We start from the raw sequence: 15,056 nt of genomic DNA, 5'->3' as shown, positions 1-15,056 counted from the left end.
ATGCCGATCCCCGACTTCGTTCTCGACCTTCGAAGCAAGATCGGCCACGACCTGCTCTGGCTGACCGGCGTGACGGCAGTCGTCACGCGCGGCACCGGCGACGACCGTGAGTTGCTGGTCGTCCGTCGGGCCGACACCGGCGCGTACACCCCGGTCACCGGGATCGTCGACCCGGGCGAGCAGCCGGCGGACGCCGCCGAACGGGAAGTGCTCGAAGAGGCCGGGGTCGTGGCCGTCGCGGAACGGGTCGCCTGGCTGCAGACGATCCCGCCGATGACCTACGCGAACGGCGACCGGGCGCAGTACCTGGACATCGTGTTCGCGTGCCGGTGGGAAAGCGGCGAGCCGTTCCCCGCCGATGGCGAGAACACCGAGGCGTTCTGGAGTCGGCTCGACGCGCTTCCCGACATGAGCCCGAACATGCGCGCCCGGGTCGAGGCAGCGCTCGCCGACGAGATCGCCGCCCGCTTCGAGGTCAGCGCGCGCACCCACTGAGCCATGTCGCTCACAAGCCGACCGCGCGGGTCGACGCGCCGAGGCCGACGCCGAGCCCGATCGTGCCGCCGAGTGACCTCAGTCCAGCGGCGCGACCGCGACCGGCACTCCGAGCAACTGCACGCGCACCGTGGCGCCCGGCGCCGGGGCGAGCCCGACGTCGTGCTGGACGGTCAACACCGTGTCCTCATCGAGCCGAACGGATGTGCGTCGCACCGAGCCGAGGAAGCTCGACGACAGCACCGTTCCCTCGATGCCGCCCTCGCTCGTGAACGCGATGTCCTCCGGGCGGACATAGGCGATCACAGGACCGTCGGCGCGCGCTCGATCGAGCGACGTCAACCGGAATCCGTACGTGAAGACGTCACCGCCGCGCAGATCGCCGCGCAGCCGGTTCGACTGCCCGACGAAATCCGCGGTGAACGGCGTCGCCGGCGTCATGTACAGCTGCTCCGGCGTACCGACCTGCTCGATACCGCCGTCGTGCATCACCGCAACCCGATCGGAGACGGCGAGCGCCTCCTCCTGATCGTGCGTGACGAACAGCGTCGTGATGCCGAGCTCGGTCTGGATCCGACGGATCTCGTCGCGGAGCGCGACCCGCACCTTGGCGTCGAGCGCGGACAGCGGCTCGTCGAGCAGGAGGACGCGCGGCCGCGTGACGAGCGCACGCGCGAGGGCGACACGCTGCTGCTGGCCGCCGGAGAGCTGGTGCGGGTAGCGGCCGTCGAATTCGGCGAGGTGCACCATCTCGAGCGCCTCGGCGATCCGCGTGCGGCGTGCCTCCGCGTCGACACGCCGCATCTCGAGCCCGAAGGCCACGTTCTGCCGGACGGTCATGTGCGGGAAGAGCGAGTACTGCTGGAACACCATCCCGATGTCCCGCTTGTTCACTGGCACGGAAGCCACGTCCGTGCCGTCGATACGGATCGCGCCGCCATCGATCTGCTCGAGCCCCGCCACGGCCCGGAGGGCTGTCGTCTTGCCGCAGCCGGACGGACCGAGGAGCGAGACGAACTCGCCCGGCTCGATGCGGAGCGACAGTGAACGCAGGGCGGTGTGCTGACCGTACGACTTGACCACGGCCTCCAGTTCGACGGCGGCGCCGCCAGTGCTGAGCGTTGCCGGGGCGACAGGGGCGGTGACAGTCACAGGTACTCCTCGATGGGTGCGGGTGGAAGCTGCGCAGCGTCGGCGGCCGAGGCGTCGGCAGGAGCGGCGATCGCTCGGCTATCGAGCACGGAGGCTCGGGTCGTCGCGGCCGCGATGGCGCGAGACCGGGACGCCCGAGTCACCGAGCCGATGCGTCCGATCGCGATGAGCAGGACGAAGCCGAACACGAGCGCGGCGATCGAGAAGATCGCTGCGACGTAGGGGTCGGTCTGCTGGACGAGCACGAGCGCGGTCTGGAAGGTGGTCCGCGACAGGAACGACGCGATCGTGTATTCACCGAGCACCACGGTGACGGTGAGGAAGCACGCGGACAGGATGCCGCGACGCAGGTTGGGGAGGAGCACCCGCCAGACGACGGCGCCCCATGAGGCGCCGAGGGAGCGCGCCGCCTCGGACAGCAGCACCATCTCCACGGCAGCGATGTTCGTGGCGATGGGTCGGAACGCGTACGGAAGCGCGATGACGCCGATCGCGAAGCAGAGCGTCCACGCGTCCGATCCGAACAGCTGCGCGACGATCGCATAGACGGGGACGAACCCGACGACCAGGACGACCGTCGGGATCGTGATCGGCAGGATGCACACGAACTCGAGGACGCGACGGAGGCGCGGATACCGGAGCGATGTGATGATCTGCGCCGGCAGGAGAATGAGCAGCACGATCGCCACGACGAGCAGCGCGATGACCAACGAGGCGACGAGGCCCTGGAACAGCGGCTGGTATGTGGCCTCGTTCGTCGGGTCGGCGAGCGCCGCGTAGTGCGTCAGCGTCAAACCGCCCGACGTTCCGTTGCGGAAGGTGAACTCCAGGAGGGCGGCGAGGGGGATCGCGAACAGCACACCGACGATCACGAGGATCGTCGCGCTCGTCGCGCGGCCCGGCGCCGCCCCGTACCCGGTCACCGCTGCCACCTCGCTGCGCGACGCTGGAGCGCGGAGTATGCCGACATGACGACGACCATGATGATCACCATGCCGAGCGCAAGGACGCCGGCGACGTTCTGCACACCCACCACGGTCTCGCTCGTGAGCTGCTGCCGAATCGTGAGCGGGATGATGCCGCCCTGGGCGATGAGCGCTGCGGCGGTCGCGAACGAGGAGAACGCGTTCGCGAACAGGAGCAGCAGTGATCCCCAGAACGCGGGCGCGAGAATCGGCATCGCGATACGCCGCCAGTAGACCCCACGGGATGCGCCGAGCGTTGCCGCAGCCTCGCCCCACTGGGTGCGGAGGCCCTCGAGCGCGGGCATGAAGGTGAGCACCATGAGTGGAATCTGGAAGTAGAGATAGGGGATGACAAGTCCCGACACCGTGTAGAGGAACGTGCCGTTCGCGTTGATGTTCCAGCCGAGGGCGGTCCGGAGCCACACGGTGACGAGCCCCTCCGCACCGATCGTCGCAATGAACGCGAACGCCAACATCACACCGCCGAACTGGGCGAGAACGCTCGCTGCCGAGTCGATCGCGGAGCGGATGAGACCGTCCGGGCGCAGCGCCTGGAGTGCGTAGCAGACGATGGCCCCGACGACCGCGCCGATGACCGCGGAGACGGCAGAGAGACCGAGCGACGCACCGAAGGCGTTGAGGATGACCGGATCCCCGAACGCGGCGAGGTTGCCGAGCGTCGGCGTCCCGCTGTTCGTGAAAAAGCCACTCGCGACCGCGAGGACCGCTGGGATCGCGAGGAACAGCAGCACATAGAGCGCGAACGGGGTGAGTCCGAGCCAGGCGACGCCGCGGCGCCGGACACGTGGTCCGGTGCCGCGGCGCGTGGCCGAAGCGCTCCCCTCGACCGCGCGAGGCGCGGCCGGTGCGGATGCGGTCGTCATGATCAGACGGCTCGTTTCCTACTGGCCCATGGTCGCGGCCCACTTGCCCGAGAGCAGGGTCGCGGCATCCGTCGCCTGCGAGCTGGTCAGCTGCACGATGTCCTTCGGGGCAGCACCGACCTTCTGCAGCACCGACTTGTCAACGGTGCCGTTCTGCTCCATCGCGGCAAGCATGGCCGGGTAGGCGCCAGCAGCGAGGTACAGGTTCTGCACCTCGGGGCTGTAGATGTACTCCTCCCAGAGACGCGCGGCGGCCGGGTGCGGCGCATCGACGTTGATCGCCTGGTTGTAGTAGGAACCGAGCGCCTGGCCGGACGGCACAACCGTCTTCCAGTTCTGGTTACCGGACGAACCGCCCGCCGGGCCCCAGGCGAGGTTGTTGTACGACCACTGGATCACAACCGGGGTCTCACCCGAGTTGACCGTCGCCTGCGTGGGCAGCACGTTCTGCCAGTTGCCGGCAGCCTTCAGCTTGCCGAAGTAGTCGATACCGGGCTGGATGTTGCTCGCCGATCCGCCGTTCTCGAGTGCTGCGAGGTAGACGGCGCTCGCGGCCTCGTTCGCCTGCGTCGGGTTGCCCTTGATGGCGACCTTGCCCTTGTACTCGCTGCCGAGCAGCGACTTCAGGTCCTTCGGCGCGGTCTTGATGACGCTCGAGTCGTACCCGATCGACATGAGGCCGGTGTAGTCGTAGATCCACTTGCCGTCGGTCGACTTGAAGTTCGCGGGAACCTGGTCCCAGTTGGCGACCTTGTACTTGGCCATCAGGTCGAGGTTCTGGTCGAGGACCGCCGTGCCGATGTCGAACACGTCCGGCGCGGTCGACTGGCCCTTCTGCGACTTCGCCGCGGAGACCTCGTCGGCGCTCGACCCGTTCGGGTTCTCGGAGACGATCTTGATCTTCGGGTACTTCTTCTCGAAGCCGGCGATGATCTTGCCGTAGTTCGCCCACGACGGCGGCAGCGTGATGACGTTGAGCTGGCCCTCCTTGTCGGCGGCCGCGACAAGCGCGCTCATGCCGCCGCCGGCAGCAGCGGATGTTTCGGTGCTCCAGTTCGTGGAGGAGGACGAGCCGGAGCTCGCGGTTGCACCGGCCGAGCAGCCGGCAAGCGTGATGGCAGCGGCGGCGGCCAGAGCGGCCACAGCGAGTGTGCGCTGACGAAGGATCACGGGTTGTTCCCTTTCACATGGGATCGACGCATCGCCGATCGGGTCTTGGAGCATCGTGAGCGGGAGCGGTGTCCGGTCCGTGCAGCCGGAGTGAATGGCGGGCGAACAGCGCGTGCCGGATCAGGCGGCGCCGTCGAGCTCCCGCCACACCGCATGCGCCAGCCCGTGCGAGATGGTCATCCCGACACCGCTCGTGACGCTGACCAGGGTGAGGCCGGCCTCCGGATGGGCGACCAGGTACGGTTCCGGCGCGGACGCGTACACGCCGAGCCACCGCTCGACGACCTGGAGGCCGTGGGCACCGAGGAGGCGCGCGATCGCGTCGAGCAGCGTGTCGCTCGTCTGCTCGCTGAGGAACGGATCCATCGTCCGGTCATAGCGGTGGGAGTCGCCGACGATGAGGGTGCCGTCCGGCCGCTGCGTCAGCATGATGTTGGCATCGATGTCGAGGAGCTCCGGCGCATCGGCGGCGAGGCGCGCGCGGAGGGCCGGATTCGAATCCGTTGCCACGAAGGCCGGGTACCGGAGCATGCTCGTTCCGGACAGCACGGCCGGCGTGATCCGTCGACCCGCGGGCGCCCCCACGCGTGCCATCTGCAGGCCGCATCGGCGGATGCCGTGGCGCTCCGCGATCGACGGGTAGAGGCGGTCGACGTCGTGGCCGACGCAGACGATCGTTCGCGCGGCGCGGAAGCGTCCGCGAGTCGTGTGCACGACACCGTCCCCAGCGCCGGTTCCCGACGCCGGTTCGTGGCCGAGGAACGCGGTTCCCCAGAGCACGCGGGCACCGCGCTCAGTGAGGAGCGCTGCCAGGCCGGCCACAGCCTCCCGGGGGTCCACGCGCACGTCGTCGCGCAGGAACGCGCCGCCGACGACGCTGCTGTCAGCCTTGCCGCCGAGGTGCGTGCGGACCGCCTCGACGCCGAGCATCGCGACTTGGCCCGGCTCGCGCCCAGCGGAGAGCTCCTCGAGCACCGCCCGTTCCTCCGCGCTGCGTGCGACGGCGACCGCCCCGGAGTCGACCGCGAAGAAACCACCCGCGTCGGCGTATCGCAACCAGCGCTCCCGACTCACCATCGCGAAGTCGAGGAGGCGATCGGTCTGCGCCGTGACGCACGCGTGCCCGAAGTTGCGGACCGAGGCGCCGACCGCCCGATGGTCCCGCTCGACGATGAGAACCCGCAGCCCGCGGTCGAGCGCCTCGGCGGCGTGCGCGAGCCCGACCACGCCAGCCCCGACGACGACCACGTCGTACTGCTCCGTTCCGACGTCGTCCGGGCGCTGCGCGGCGGGTGCATCCATGGCGACGATCCTGGCCGCATCCGGCCACCAAGCAGGCCGTTGGCGCCGTCCGTTCACGCGCGTTTCATGGCGGTCGCCATCCGTTCGCCGCCCATTCACCCATCGGCCCGCACCGCCGGATGTCGCTGCCGTACCGTGGCGGCGTGATCGATCTCGCAGTGTTCGATATGGCTGGCACCACCGTCGACGATCGGGGGGCCGTGTACGACGCGCTTCGGTGGACGGTCGAAGCCGCTGGTGCCTCCGTGGCGGCCGACGATCTGCAGCGGTGGATGGGCACCGACAAGGAAGAAGCGATCGACGCGCTGCTCCGGCTCGGCGGCGTCACACCGACGCGGGAGCTCGTCGTCGAGCGGTTCGACGCCTTCCGCGAGCACCTGGTCGAGCTCTACCGACACCAGCCGCCGACGCCGATGCCCGGTGTTCCCGACGCGCTCGCCGTGCTCCGCGCGAACGGCATCCGCGTCGCCCTCACCACCGGCTTCGACGACACCGTCGCTCGGATCGTCCTCGATGCCCTCGGCTGGACCGTCGGTCAGGAGGCTGCGGACACGGTTGACGCGCTCGTCACCACGTCCGCGGTGTCATCAGGTCGTCCGGCGCCCTACATGATCCACCGTGCGATGGAGTTGACCGGCGTACGAGACGTCCGTCGCGTCCTCGCCGCCGGCGACACGATCGTGGATGTGCGTGCCGCGAAGAACGCCGGCGTCATCGCGGTCGGTGTCTGCAGTGGTGCGCTCGATCGAGCAACGCTCGAGGCGGAGCCGCACGATCAGGTCCTCGAGTCGGTCGCTGCCGTGCCGGAGCTGTTCGGCATCGCCGCGCCGGCCACGCACTGACGACGGTGATTCTGCAGGCTCGGGCCTGCGTCGAACGGAGCATGACCCGGCTCCGCGTCATCGCCTGATCATGAATGGAAGGTGTTCCGCCCGCAACCCTGGGGGCTCCGCCTGCGATCGACGGCCGGATGACCGTGCATCACGCCCGCACCACCCGCAGCGTCACGATCTCGAACGGCCGCAGCGTCAGCCGCACTTCCTCACCGCTCCGCCACGACGACGCCCCCGGCACACCGTCCTCGAGCGGCCGCTCCAGCAGATCGGTTCGAACGACGGACGACACGTCGAATCCGAAGGCAACGCGAACGTCGGTCGCGCGGCCTCCGAGCGCTTCGTAGCAGCGGACGACGACGTCGCCGGACCGATCTTCGGCGAGCTTGACCGCCTCGACGAACACGTGCGGCGACGACACGGTCACGAGTGGCGCGACGGCCGCGGATCCCGGGACGGCACGCACCGGCAGGTTGATTCGGTACCCGCTGTCGGCGGCGTCGAGCACCGTCGCGCCCGGTCGCACCGCCGTGCGGAACACGTGGCGGCCCTGGTCGGCGTTCGGGTCGGGGAACTTCGGACCGCGCACGAGTGATTCGCGCACGAGCGTTGTCGTCCCGCCGTCCTCCCGATGGGTTCGGGTGACGTCGTGCCCGTAGGTCGAATCGTTCGCGATCGCGACGCCGTATCCGGGTTCGCCAACGTGCACCCAGCGATGCGCCGACGTCTCGAACCGTGCCCAATCCCACGAGGTGTTCTGATGCGTCGGCCGATCGATGTGGCCGAATTGGATCTCGCTCGATGCTTGGTCGGCCTTCACATCCAGCGGGAACGCGAGTTTCAGCAGCTTCTGCTGCTCGTGCCAGTCCACGTCCGTCTCGATCTCCAACTCGGCCGCTCCCACGCTCGCCCGGTACCGGGTGGTGACGACGGAGTCGTGGAACCGCCGCACGACGACGAGCGAGTCGCCATCCTCAGCAATTCCCACCGAGTCGGCGGTAACGAGCTCGGTCGCGTGGCGCCGATAGGCCTGGTCGATGTCCCAGGCGTCCCACTTGTTCGGCGTGTCCCGAAACACCGTGTAGAGCGCCGCACGCGCACCGGGCGCGATCGCCTCACGACCGGCTTGCGCACCGGCCGTCGCAACCAGCGAGACGAGGAACCCGTCGGCGTCGATCCGGGCGCGGAACGCTCCAGTGTCGAACACCCACCCGTCTCCGTCGCGCACGGGAGGCACGGCGCGCGTCGCCGCCGCCGGCTCACCCGCCAGCGCCGCAACCCCGGCGTGTGGAACGGGGGCCGCGTTGAATCGGACCGTCGGCGACGTTGCGGACGCGGACGCGCCTCCCGACCCGCCGTCGGCGCCGCCCTCACCGGGCCGCCCCCCAGCGGCGAGCACCGCGGTGGACTCCGCGATGATCCGCTCCAACTCGACGGCGACCTCGCGGTAGTTGGCCTCGGCGACCTCGTACACCCAGGCGATCGAGGAGCCGGGCAGGATGTCGTGGAACTGCTGCAGGAGCACCGTGTGCCAGGCGCGCTCGAGCGCCTCGTACGGATAGGCGTACGCGTCGCCGTGTCGCACGGCGGCGGCGCTCGCCCACAGCTCGGCTTCGCGCAGCAGATGCTCGCTCCGCCGATTCCCCTGCTTCGTCCGGATCTGCGACGTGTACGTGCCGCGATGGAACTCGAGGTACATTTCGCCCGACCAGACGGGAGGCTGTGGCAGCGCCTCCTCGAATGCCCGGAATGCGTCGGGTGGCGTTCCGAGGATCACCCGAGGAGACCCGTCGAGGTCGTGCTGGCGATGCGCCGCGGCGAGCATTTCACGCGTCGGACCGCCGCCGCCGTCGCCGAAGCCGTACAGCAGCATCGACGTGTCGAGCACGCCCCGCTCCTTGTTGCGCTGCTCGCCGCGGCGCAGTTCGGCCGGTGACACGACGGAGTTGTAGGTGTCGGCGGGCGGCAGGTGGGTCAGGATGCGGGAGCCGTCGATGCCCTCCCAATCGAAGGTGGTGTGCGGGATCACGTTCGTCTCGTTCCACGAGGGCTTCTGCGTGACGAACCACTTCGACCCCGCCGCGCGGACGATCTGCGGCATCGCGGCGGTGTAGCCGAACGAGTCCGGCAGCCACACCTCGGGCGGCTCATAGCCGAGCTCCTCGATGAAGAACCGCTTGCCGGCGACGAACTGGCGCACGAGCGCCTCGCCGCCCGGGAGATTCGTGTCGGATTCGACCCACATGCCGCCGACCGGAATCCATCGGCCCTCGCGCACACGTTCCTTGATTCGGGCGAAGATCTGCGGATAGTGGTCGCGCATCCACGCGTACTGCTGCGCGCTCGAGCATGCGAAGGTGAACTCAGGGTCCTCCTCCATGAGGCGCAGCACGTTCGAGAAGGTACGGGCGCACTTCCGGATCGTCTCCCGCACCGGCCACAACCACGCCGAGTCGATATGCGCATGGCCGACCGCGATCGCGCGATGCGCGGATTGCGATGCCGGAACGCTGAGCACGCCCGCCAGCTCGGCGCGGGCCTCGGCCGCGCTACCGTGCACATCGTCCGGATCGATCGCGTCGGCGGCGCGTTCGAGCGCACGGAGGATGTCCGCGCCGCGTGTCCCGTCGGTCGGCAGTTCGTCCATGAGCCGCCGAAGCACCCACAGGTCCTGCTGGAGCGCGAAGACCTCCTCGTCGAACTCGGCGACCTCGATGGCGCGGAGCGCGTAGATGGGGTGCGTTACGGCGGTCCGCTTCGACCCGTTCGGCGTCGGGTCATAGGCGAAATGGCCGCCGATATCAGGATTCGCGGCGGCCTCGACATAGAGGTCGATCTGCGAGCCCGCACCCCCATCCAGCGGAACCGCCGTGTTGAGCGGCTCCAACCCCTTGACGATCGAGCCATCCGGCCGCCATACGAGGCCCTCCGCCTGGAACCCCGGCTGCCGCGCGCTGAACCCGAGGTCGACGAGCAACTCGGCGCGAGTTCCCGGTGCCGTCCCGAAATCCTCCGGGACCGTCCCGGTCACGTGGAACCACGTCGTCCCCCAGGGCCGACCACCCCAAGCGTCTCCGACCGCGATCGGCGCGAACTGCTGGCGAACCGCCTCCTCGAACGGGACCGGCTCGTCGGGCACCTGCCACGCCGTGATCGATACGGAGGCGCGCCTCCGGTACACGTTCGGGTCGATCCGGTCGCGAACAAGGCGGGCGATCCGGTCGTGGACGAGGGGTTCGTCGTGATGCATATGTCCCTTGTTACGCGCACGAGCAGCGGGACGGTCACCGGCCAAGCCAACCCTGCGATGACTCGCACTGGTTCCCGATGGCGTGCGCCGATACCCTGGCCAGCATGACGGACCTCCGCCTCGAAGAACTGTCCGCCGCGACCGCTGTCGCTGCCAACACACTGACCCTGAAGCCGGGCCAGGAGCAATACGCGCAGCCCGGGTCGCATGCGATCGCTGAGGACGCGATCAATCCCGCCACCGCCTGGTCGCGCGTCGTGCTCGACGGCGACCAGGTCGTCGGGTTCATCCAGGGCAATTTCGACCCGGACAACGCTATGGAGGAGCTCCGAAGCTGTGTGTGGCGCATCCACGTCGCCGCTGACCAGCAGGGGCGGGGCGTTGGCCGGTTCGCGGTCGAGGGCCTGGCCGAGGCGGCACGGGAGCGTGGGTTCGACCGCCTCACGGTGATGTACGACGCGGGCGAAGGCGGCCCCGAGGCGTTCTTCGCGGCGCTCGGATTCCAGGTCATCGGGCAGACGAAGTACGGCGAGCAGCTCGCCGCGCTGTCGCTGACCTGATCCACGCCGGACGGACATGCCCGACGTATCGACCGGCCGCCCACGCGATGCGAGAGCACCCCGGGATGCACAACCCCTGCAGGCGTCGGCGGTGAACGCGGACGCGTGCGGCGAGTTGCCGGAGCACCCGGAGGACTTCGGCGCAGCGGTCGCCCACGTCGTGCGGTCGATCCCGCCCGGCCGGGTGATGAGCTACGGGGATGTCGCGGCAGCGCTCGGCTCGCGCGCTGCGCGGCAGGTCGGGAACGTGATGGCGTTCGAGGGCGCGGATCTCCCGTGGTGGCGTGTTGTGCGGTCCGCGGGGCTGCCCCCACAGGGCCACGAGGCAGCCGCGCTCGCCGAGTACCGCTCCGAGGGGACGCCGCTTCGGTACACCGGTTCGGCGTGGAGGCTCGACATGCGTCGTGCCCGCTGGTCCCCGTCGACCGACTGACCGCCACAGCATCTGCCTGCGGCGCGCCGGACGACGGGGACCGAACCGGGGCTACACGAGCGACTCACGCCACGCGGCGTGAAGCTGCGCGAACCGACCGGTGCCACCGATGAGATCCGCGGGTGAGCCGTCTTCGACGATGCGTCCGTGCTCCATGACGAGCACGCGGTGCGCGATCGCCACCGTGGAGAGCCGGTGCGCGATGATGACCGCCGTTCGGTCGGCGAGCAGCGTCTCGAGCCCCTGCTGCACGAGCCGCTCCGATGGGATGTCGAGCGACGCCGTGGCTTCGTCGAGGATGAGCACCTGCGGATCGGCGAGGAACGCGCGCGCGAACGAGAGCAACTGCCGCTGACCCGCTGAGACGCGGCCGCCGCGCTTGTTCACGTCTGTGTCGTATCCGTCCGGGAGCGCCATGATGAACCCGTGCGCCCCGACCGCCCGCGCTGCACGCTCGATCTCGTCGCGGGACGCACCTGGCTTGCCGAGCGCGATGTTGTCCGCCACCGAGCCGGAGAACAAGTACGCCTCCTGGGTGACCATGACGATTGCGCGACGCATGTCCCTCGGATCGAGCTCGCGCAGGTCGACGCCGTCGAGTGTGACCGATCCCCGAGTCGGGTCGTAGAAGCGCGCCATGAGTTTGGCGAGCGTTGACTTCCCGGCACCCGTCGAGCCGACCAGCGCGATGGTTTGACCCGCAGGAATGTGGAGATCGAACTCGGGCAGGACGACCGTGGACGCGTTGTACGCGAACTGCACACCCGTGAAGTCGACGCGCCCGGACGCATGCGCCAGGTGGACCGGACGCGCTGGATCGGGCACGCTCGGCTGTTCCTCGAGCACACCGGAGATCTTCTCCATCGCCGCCGACGCGGACTGGTACCCGTTGTAGAACATGGCGAGTTCTTCTGCCGGGTCGAAGAAGCGCTTGGTGTACAGCGCGACCGCGAGGAGCGCGCCGATCTCCATACCGCCGCCGATCACGCGGAAGCCACCGACGATGACCACGACCGCGAGCGTGATGTTCCCGATCATGACAAGGCCCGGGTCGAACGTGCCGAACAGGTTGAACACGCGCGAGTTCGCGAACCGGTAATCCTCGACGAAGCCCGCGTACTCGTCGCGGTTGCGCCCCTCTTTCCGGAACGCCTGCACGGCACGGATGCCGGTCATCGTCTCGACGAAGTGCACGATCACCCGTGCGCTCGTGACGCGCGTCGCGCGGAACAGCTGCTGCGATCGCCGCTGGAACCACCGGGTCAGGAAGTACAGCGGCACAAGCGCGGCAGCGAGCACCAGACCCGAAGTCGGGTCGAGCGACACGAGCGCGATGGCCGTGAACACCATGTACAACACGCCCTGAATCAGCTGGTTCAGGCCCGAGTCGAGGAGCTCGCGGATGGAGTCCAAGTCTGAGGTCTGGCGCGAGATGATCCGACCTGAGGTGTACGTCTCGTGGAACTCGAGACTCAGACGCTGGGTGTGGAGGAACACGCGCTTCCGGAGATCGAGCAGGATCGCCTGACTGATCTGCGCGGCCATGACCGTGTACCACGCCGTGAGGAGCGCGCCCGCGATCGCGACGATGACGTAGGCACCGGACACCCCGAGCGCGAGCGTCCACGAACCATGGTGCAGGACCGCGGGGAGCGCCGAGTCGATGCCGTACGCAACGAGTGTCGGGCCCGCGACCTGCGCTCCGGTGGACACCACCACGACCGCCGCGATGAGCAGCAGCTTTCCGCGCAGCGGGCTCATCAGCGACCGCAGCAGCGCGATCGAGCGCCGACGAAGCCGTCGGCTCTCCGCCGAGGTGAAGTTCTCCCGCTCCTCGCCGCGCACACCGTGCACAGTCACCGACGCCGTCACGGGGTGCGCGTCGCGGGGGGTCTCGGGGACAGGGTGCTGCGCTGTCGCAGTGGACGCGCCTCCGGACGGATTGTTCGATTGCTGCGTCATGCCATCGCCTCCTCGCGCTGGTCGACGTCGTCCTGATCCTCGTCGAGCGAGGAGATGACGTATCGGTAGTGATCGTTGGTGGCCATCAGCTCCGAGTGGGTGCCGACAGCCGTGATGCGGCCGTTCTCCATGAGCGCCACGCGGTCGGCGAGGTTCACGGTCGACGGGCGGTGCGCGACGATGAGGCTCGTCGTCTCCGCGAGCACGCGACGCAGCCCCTCCTCGACCCGCGCCTCCGTGTCGACGTCGAGCGCCGACAGCGGGTCGTCGAGCACAAGCACGTTCGGCCGCGCGGCGATCGCGCGGGCTAGGGCCAGGCGCTGCCGCTGGCCACCGGACAGCGAGAGCCCCTCCTCGCCGACGCGCGTGTCCACACCGTCGGGCAGGTCGTCGACGAACGACGCCTGCGCGATGTCGAGCGCCTCCCGCAGGAGCGTCTCCGCCTCCGCTCCCGAGACATCCGGTCGCCCGAGCAGCACGTTCTCGCGCACACTCGTCGAGAACAGCGTGGCGTCCTCGAACGCCACCCCGACGTGCCGTCGGAGCTCCGCGCGGGTGAGATCTCGGATGTCGACCCCGTCGATCGTCACCGAGCCTCCGGTCACGTCGTAGAGGCGCGGGACGAGCGAGAGCAATGTCGTCTTCCCGCAGCCGGTGAGGCCGACCAGCGCCATCGTCTCGCCGGGCCGGAGGCGCAGGTCGAGTCCGTCGATGAGGTCCGGATACTCCGCACCCGCGTCCTGGTACCGGAAGTGCACGGCATTGAACGCGAGCGCTCCGTGCGGCTCCACGATGGTCTTCGGGTTTGCCGGATCCTGGATCGTGTTCTTCGAGTCCATGACCTCGAAGTACCGGTCGACGGCGGTCCGCGTGTCGAACGTCATCGACAGGAGGAACCCGATCGACTCGATCGGGAACCGCAGAACGGTCGCCGTGGAGAAGAACGCGAACAGCGCACCGACGGTGATCTGATGCTGGGACGCCATCCAGATGCCCGCGAGCAGGCAGAGCGCAAACGCCACATCGGGCGCGAGCAGCAGCCACATCCAGATCCCGGCGATCGCCTTCGCCTTCTGGATCTCGGTGCCCCGGAGCGCCTCCGCCTGCTCGGCGAACTCGTCGAGCTTCGTGTGCCCGCGACCGAAGGCCTTGAGCACGCGGATGCCGTGCACCGACTGCTCCACGCTCGTCGCGAGGTCGCCGACCTGGTCCTGGCTGCGCCGGGCGACGACCGAGTAGCGACGCTCGAAGAGCAGCCCATTGATCCAGATCGGCACGGACGCCAGCAGGAAGATCGCACCGAGCAGCCAGCCCCAGGTGAACAGGATCACGAACCCGACGATGATCGTGACGATGTTCACGATGAGCAGCACGATGCCGAACGCAAGCCAGCGCCGGATCAGCGACAGGTCGGACACCGATCGGGACAGCAGCTGCCCCGACTGCCACCGGTCGTGGAACGCCACCGGGAGGTCCTGGAGCTTGTTGTAGAGGGCGTTCCGCATGCTCGCCTCGATCTGCGTCGAGGGCTTGAGCACCAACCGGCGACGCGAGGCGATGAAGACCGCCTCGAACACACCGAGGACCAGGATCGCGAGGCCGGCGGGGAGCACCTGCGCGCGATCACCGGATGACAGCGGCCCGTCGACGAGCCATTCGAGGACATACGGGATCACGAGGGCCACCAGGGAGGCGCCCATCGCGGCTCCCATGCCGCCGAGGATGCGCCAGCGGTACGGCCGGACGTATTCGTAGAGACGCAGGATCGAGCGGAAGCTCGAGGGCGTCGGAGTGGTTGTGGGTTTCGCCGTTGCGGGCGGAGTGGACATGGGTTGCGTCCTTGCGCGTCGTGCCGGGCCGGAGGCTCGGGGTGCGTGAAAGTGGTGAAGCGTCGGCCCGCCGTCCGCTGCGACACCCGTCGAACCGACGACACGCGCGAATGCGCAGGTCGGGGCGCCGGGTCAGGGGGCAGCGGTGGGCTCACGCTCCTCGTGGGAGCGCGCGGGGCAGCGAACGGGAGAAGCGATACCGCTCTTCCGCCGCGTCGGAT

At 69.0% G+C, this 15,056-nt stretch carries 12 protein-coding genes; 4 read left to right on the top strand and 8 right to left on the bottom strand.

All coding sequences use genetic code 11. The features are described 5' to 3' along the window. Entirely contained in the window at nt 1-495 is a 495-nt protein-coding gene (locus tag CAM01S_RS06555) for an NUDIX hydrolase (protein WP_066518024.1), read from the top strand. A 78-nt stretch (nt 496-573) separates the two neighbouring features. Here CAM01S_RS06555 and CAM01S_RS06550 read toward each other — a convergent pair whose 3' ends face one another. From CAM01S_RS06550 to CAM01S_RS06530, 5 genes are all read right to left on the bottom strand, one after another. Beyond that, nucleotides 574-1,647, bottom strand: coding sequence for an ABC transporter ATP-binding protein (locus CAM01S_RS06550; RefSeq protein WP_066518020.1), 1,074 nt, complete (start codon nt 1,645-1,647; stop codon nt 574-576). Continuing rightward, complete coding sequence (locus tag CAM01S_RS06545; protein ID WP_083527839.1) at nt 1,644-2,570, bottom strand: ABC transporter permease; 927 nt, start codon at nt 2,568-2,570, stop codon at nt 1,644-1,646. The genes CAM01S_RS06550 and CAM01S_RS06545 overlap by 4 nt, the downstream gene beginning before the upstream one ends. After that, the gene (locus tag CAM01S_RS06540) at nt 2,567-3,496 is read right to left on the bottom strand and encodes an ABC transporter permease (protein WP_066518012.1); all 930 of its coding nucleotides are present in this window, start codon (nt 3,494-3,496) and stop codon (nt 2,567-2,569) included. Before CAM01S_RS06540 ends, CAM01S_RS06545 begins: the two co-directional genes overlap by 4 nt. 18 nt (nt 3,497-3,514) lie before the next feature. Continuing rightward, complete coding sequence (locus CAM01S_RS06535) at nt 3,515-4,666, bottom strand: ABC transporter substrate-binding protein (RefSeq protein ID WP_066518010.1); 1,152 nt, start codon at nt 4,664-4,666, stop codon at nt 3,515-3,517. 120 nt (nt 4,667-4,786) lie between these two features. After that, nucleotides 4,787-5,968, bottom strand: a complete 1,182-nt coding sequence (locus CAM01S_RS06530; protein ID WP_066518008.1) for a TIGR03364 family FAD-dependent oxidoreductase — start codon at nt 5,966-5,968, stop codon at nt 4,787-4,789. A gap of 143 nt (nt 5,969-6,111) precedes the next feature. On the opposite strand from CAM01S_RS06530, the gene CAM01S_RS06525 reads away from it, so the two are divergent. Continuing rightward, complete coding sequence (locus CAM01S_RS06525; protein ID WP_066518700.1) at nt 6,112-6,810, top strand: phosphonatase-like hydrolase; 699 nt, start codon at nt 6,112-6,114, stop codon at nt 6,808-6,810. Between the two features lie 139 nt (nt 6,811-6,949). Here CAM01S_RS06525 and CAM01S_RS06520 read toward each other — a convergent pair whose 3' ends face one another. Beyond that, complete coding sequence (locus CAM01S_RS06520) at nt 6,950-10,051, bottom strand: alpha-mannosidase (protein WP_066518006.1); 3,102 nt, start codon at nt 10,049-10,051, stop codon at nt 6,950-6,952. 104 nt (nt 10,052-10,155) lie between these two features. Between CAM01S_RS06520 and CAM01S_RS06515 the strand changes: the two genes are divergently transcribed. Together CAM01S_RS06515 and CAM01S_RS06510 are read left to right on the top strand one after the other, a co-directional pair. Then, nucleotides 10,156-10,611: a GNAT family N-acetyltransferase gene (locus CAM01S_RS06515; protein ID WP_066518001.1), complete on the top strand. Its 456-nt coding sequence runs from the start codon at nt 10,156-10,158 to the stop codon at nt 10,609-10,611. Between the two features lie 91 nt (nt 10,612-10,702). Further along, nucleotides 10,703-11,044 (top strand): MGMT family protein, encoded by a 342-nt coding sequence (locus CAM01S_RS06510; RefSeq protein ID WP_245631555.1) that lies wholly within the window; start codon nt 10,703-10,705, stop codon nt 11,042-11,044. A gap of 51 nt (nt 11,045-11,095) precedes the next feature. Here CAM01S_RS06510 and CAM01S_RS06505 read toward each other — a convergent pair whose 3' ends face one another. Together CAM01S_RS06505 and CAM01S_RS06500 are read right to left on the bottom strand one after the other, a co-directional pair. Beyond that, nucleotides 11,096-12,904, bottom strand: coding sequence for an ABC transporter ATP-binding protein (locus tag CAM01S_RS06505; RefSeq protein ID WP_066518694.1), 1,809 nt, complete (start codon nt 12,902-12,904; stop codon nt 11,096-11,098). Nucleotides 12,905-13,002: 98 nt separating this feature from the next. Continuing rightward, the gene (locus CAM01S_RS06500; protein WP_066517999.1) at nt 13,003-14,835 is read right to left on the bottom strand and encodes an ABC transporter ATP-binding protein; all 1,833 of its coding nucleotides are present in this window, start codon (nt 14,833-14,835) and stop codon (nt 13,003-13,005) included. Nucleotides 14,836-15,056 lie beyond the last annotated feature (221 nt).

Source organism: Curtobacterium ammoniigenes NBRC 101786 (assembly GCF_001571045.1).
Taxonomy (GTDB): domain Bacteria; phylum Actinomycetota; class Actinomycetes; order Actinomycetales; family Microbacteriaceae; genus Curtobacterium; species Curtobacterium ammoniigenes.
Note: the sequence above shows the minus strand (reverse complement) of the source record. Positions and strands in the feature narration are given on the sequence as shown.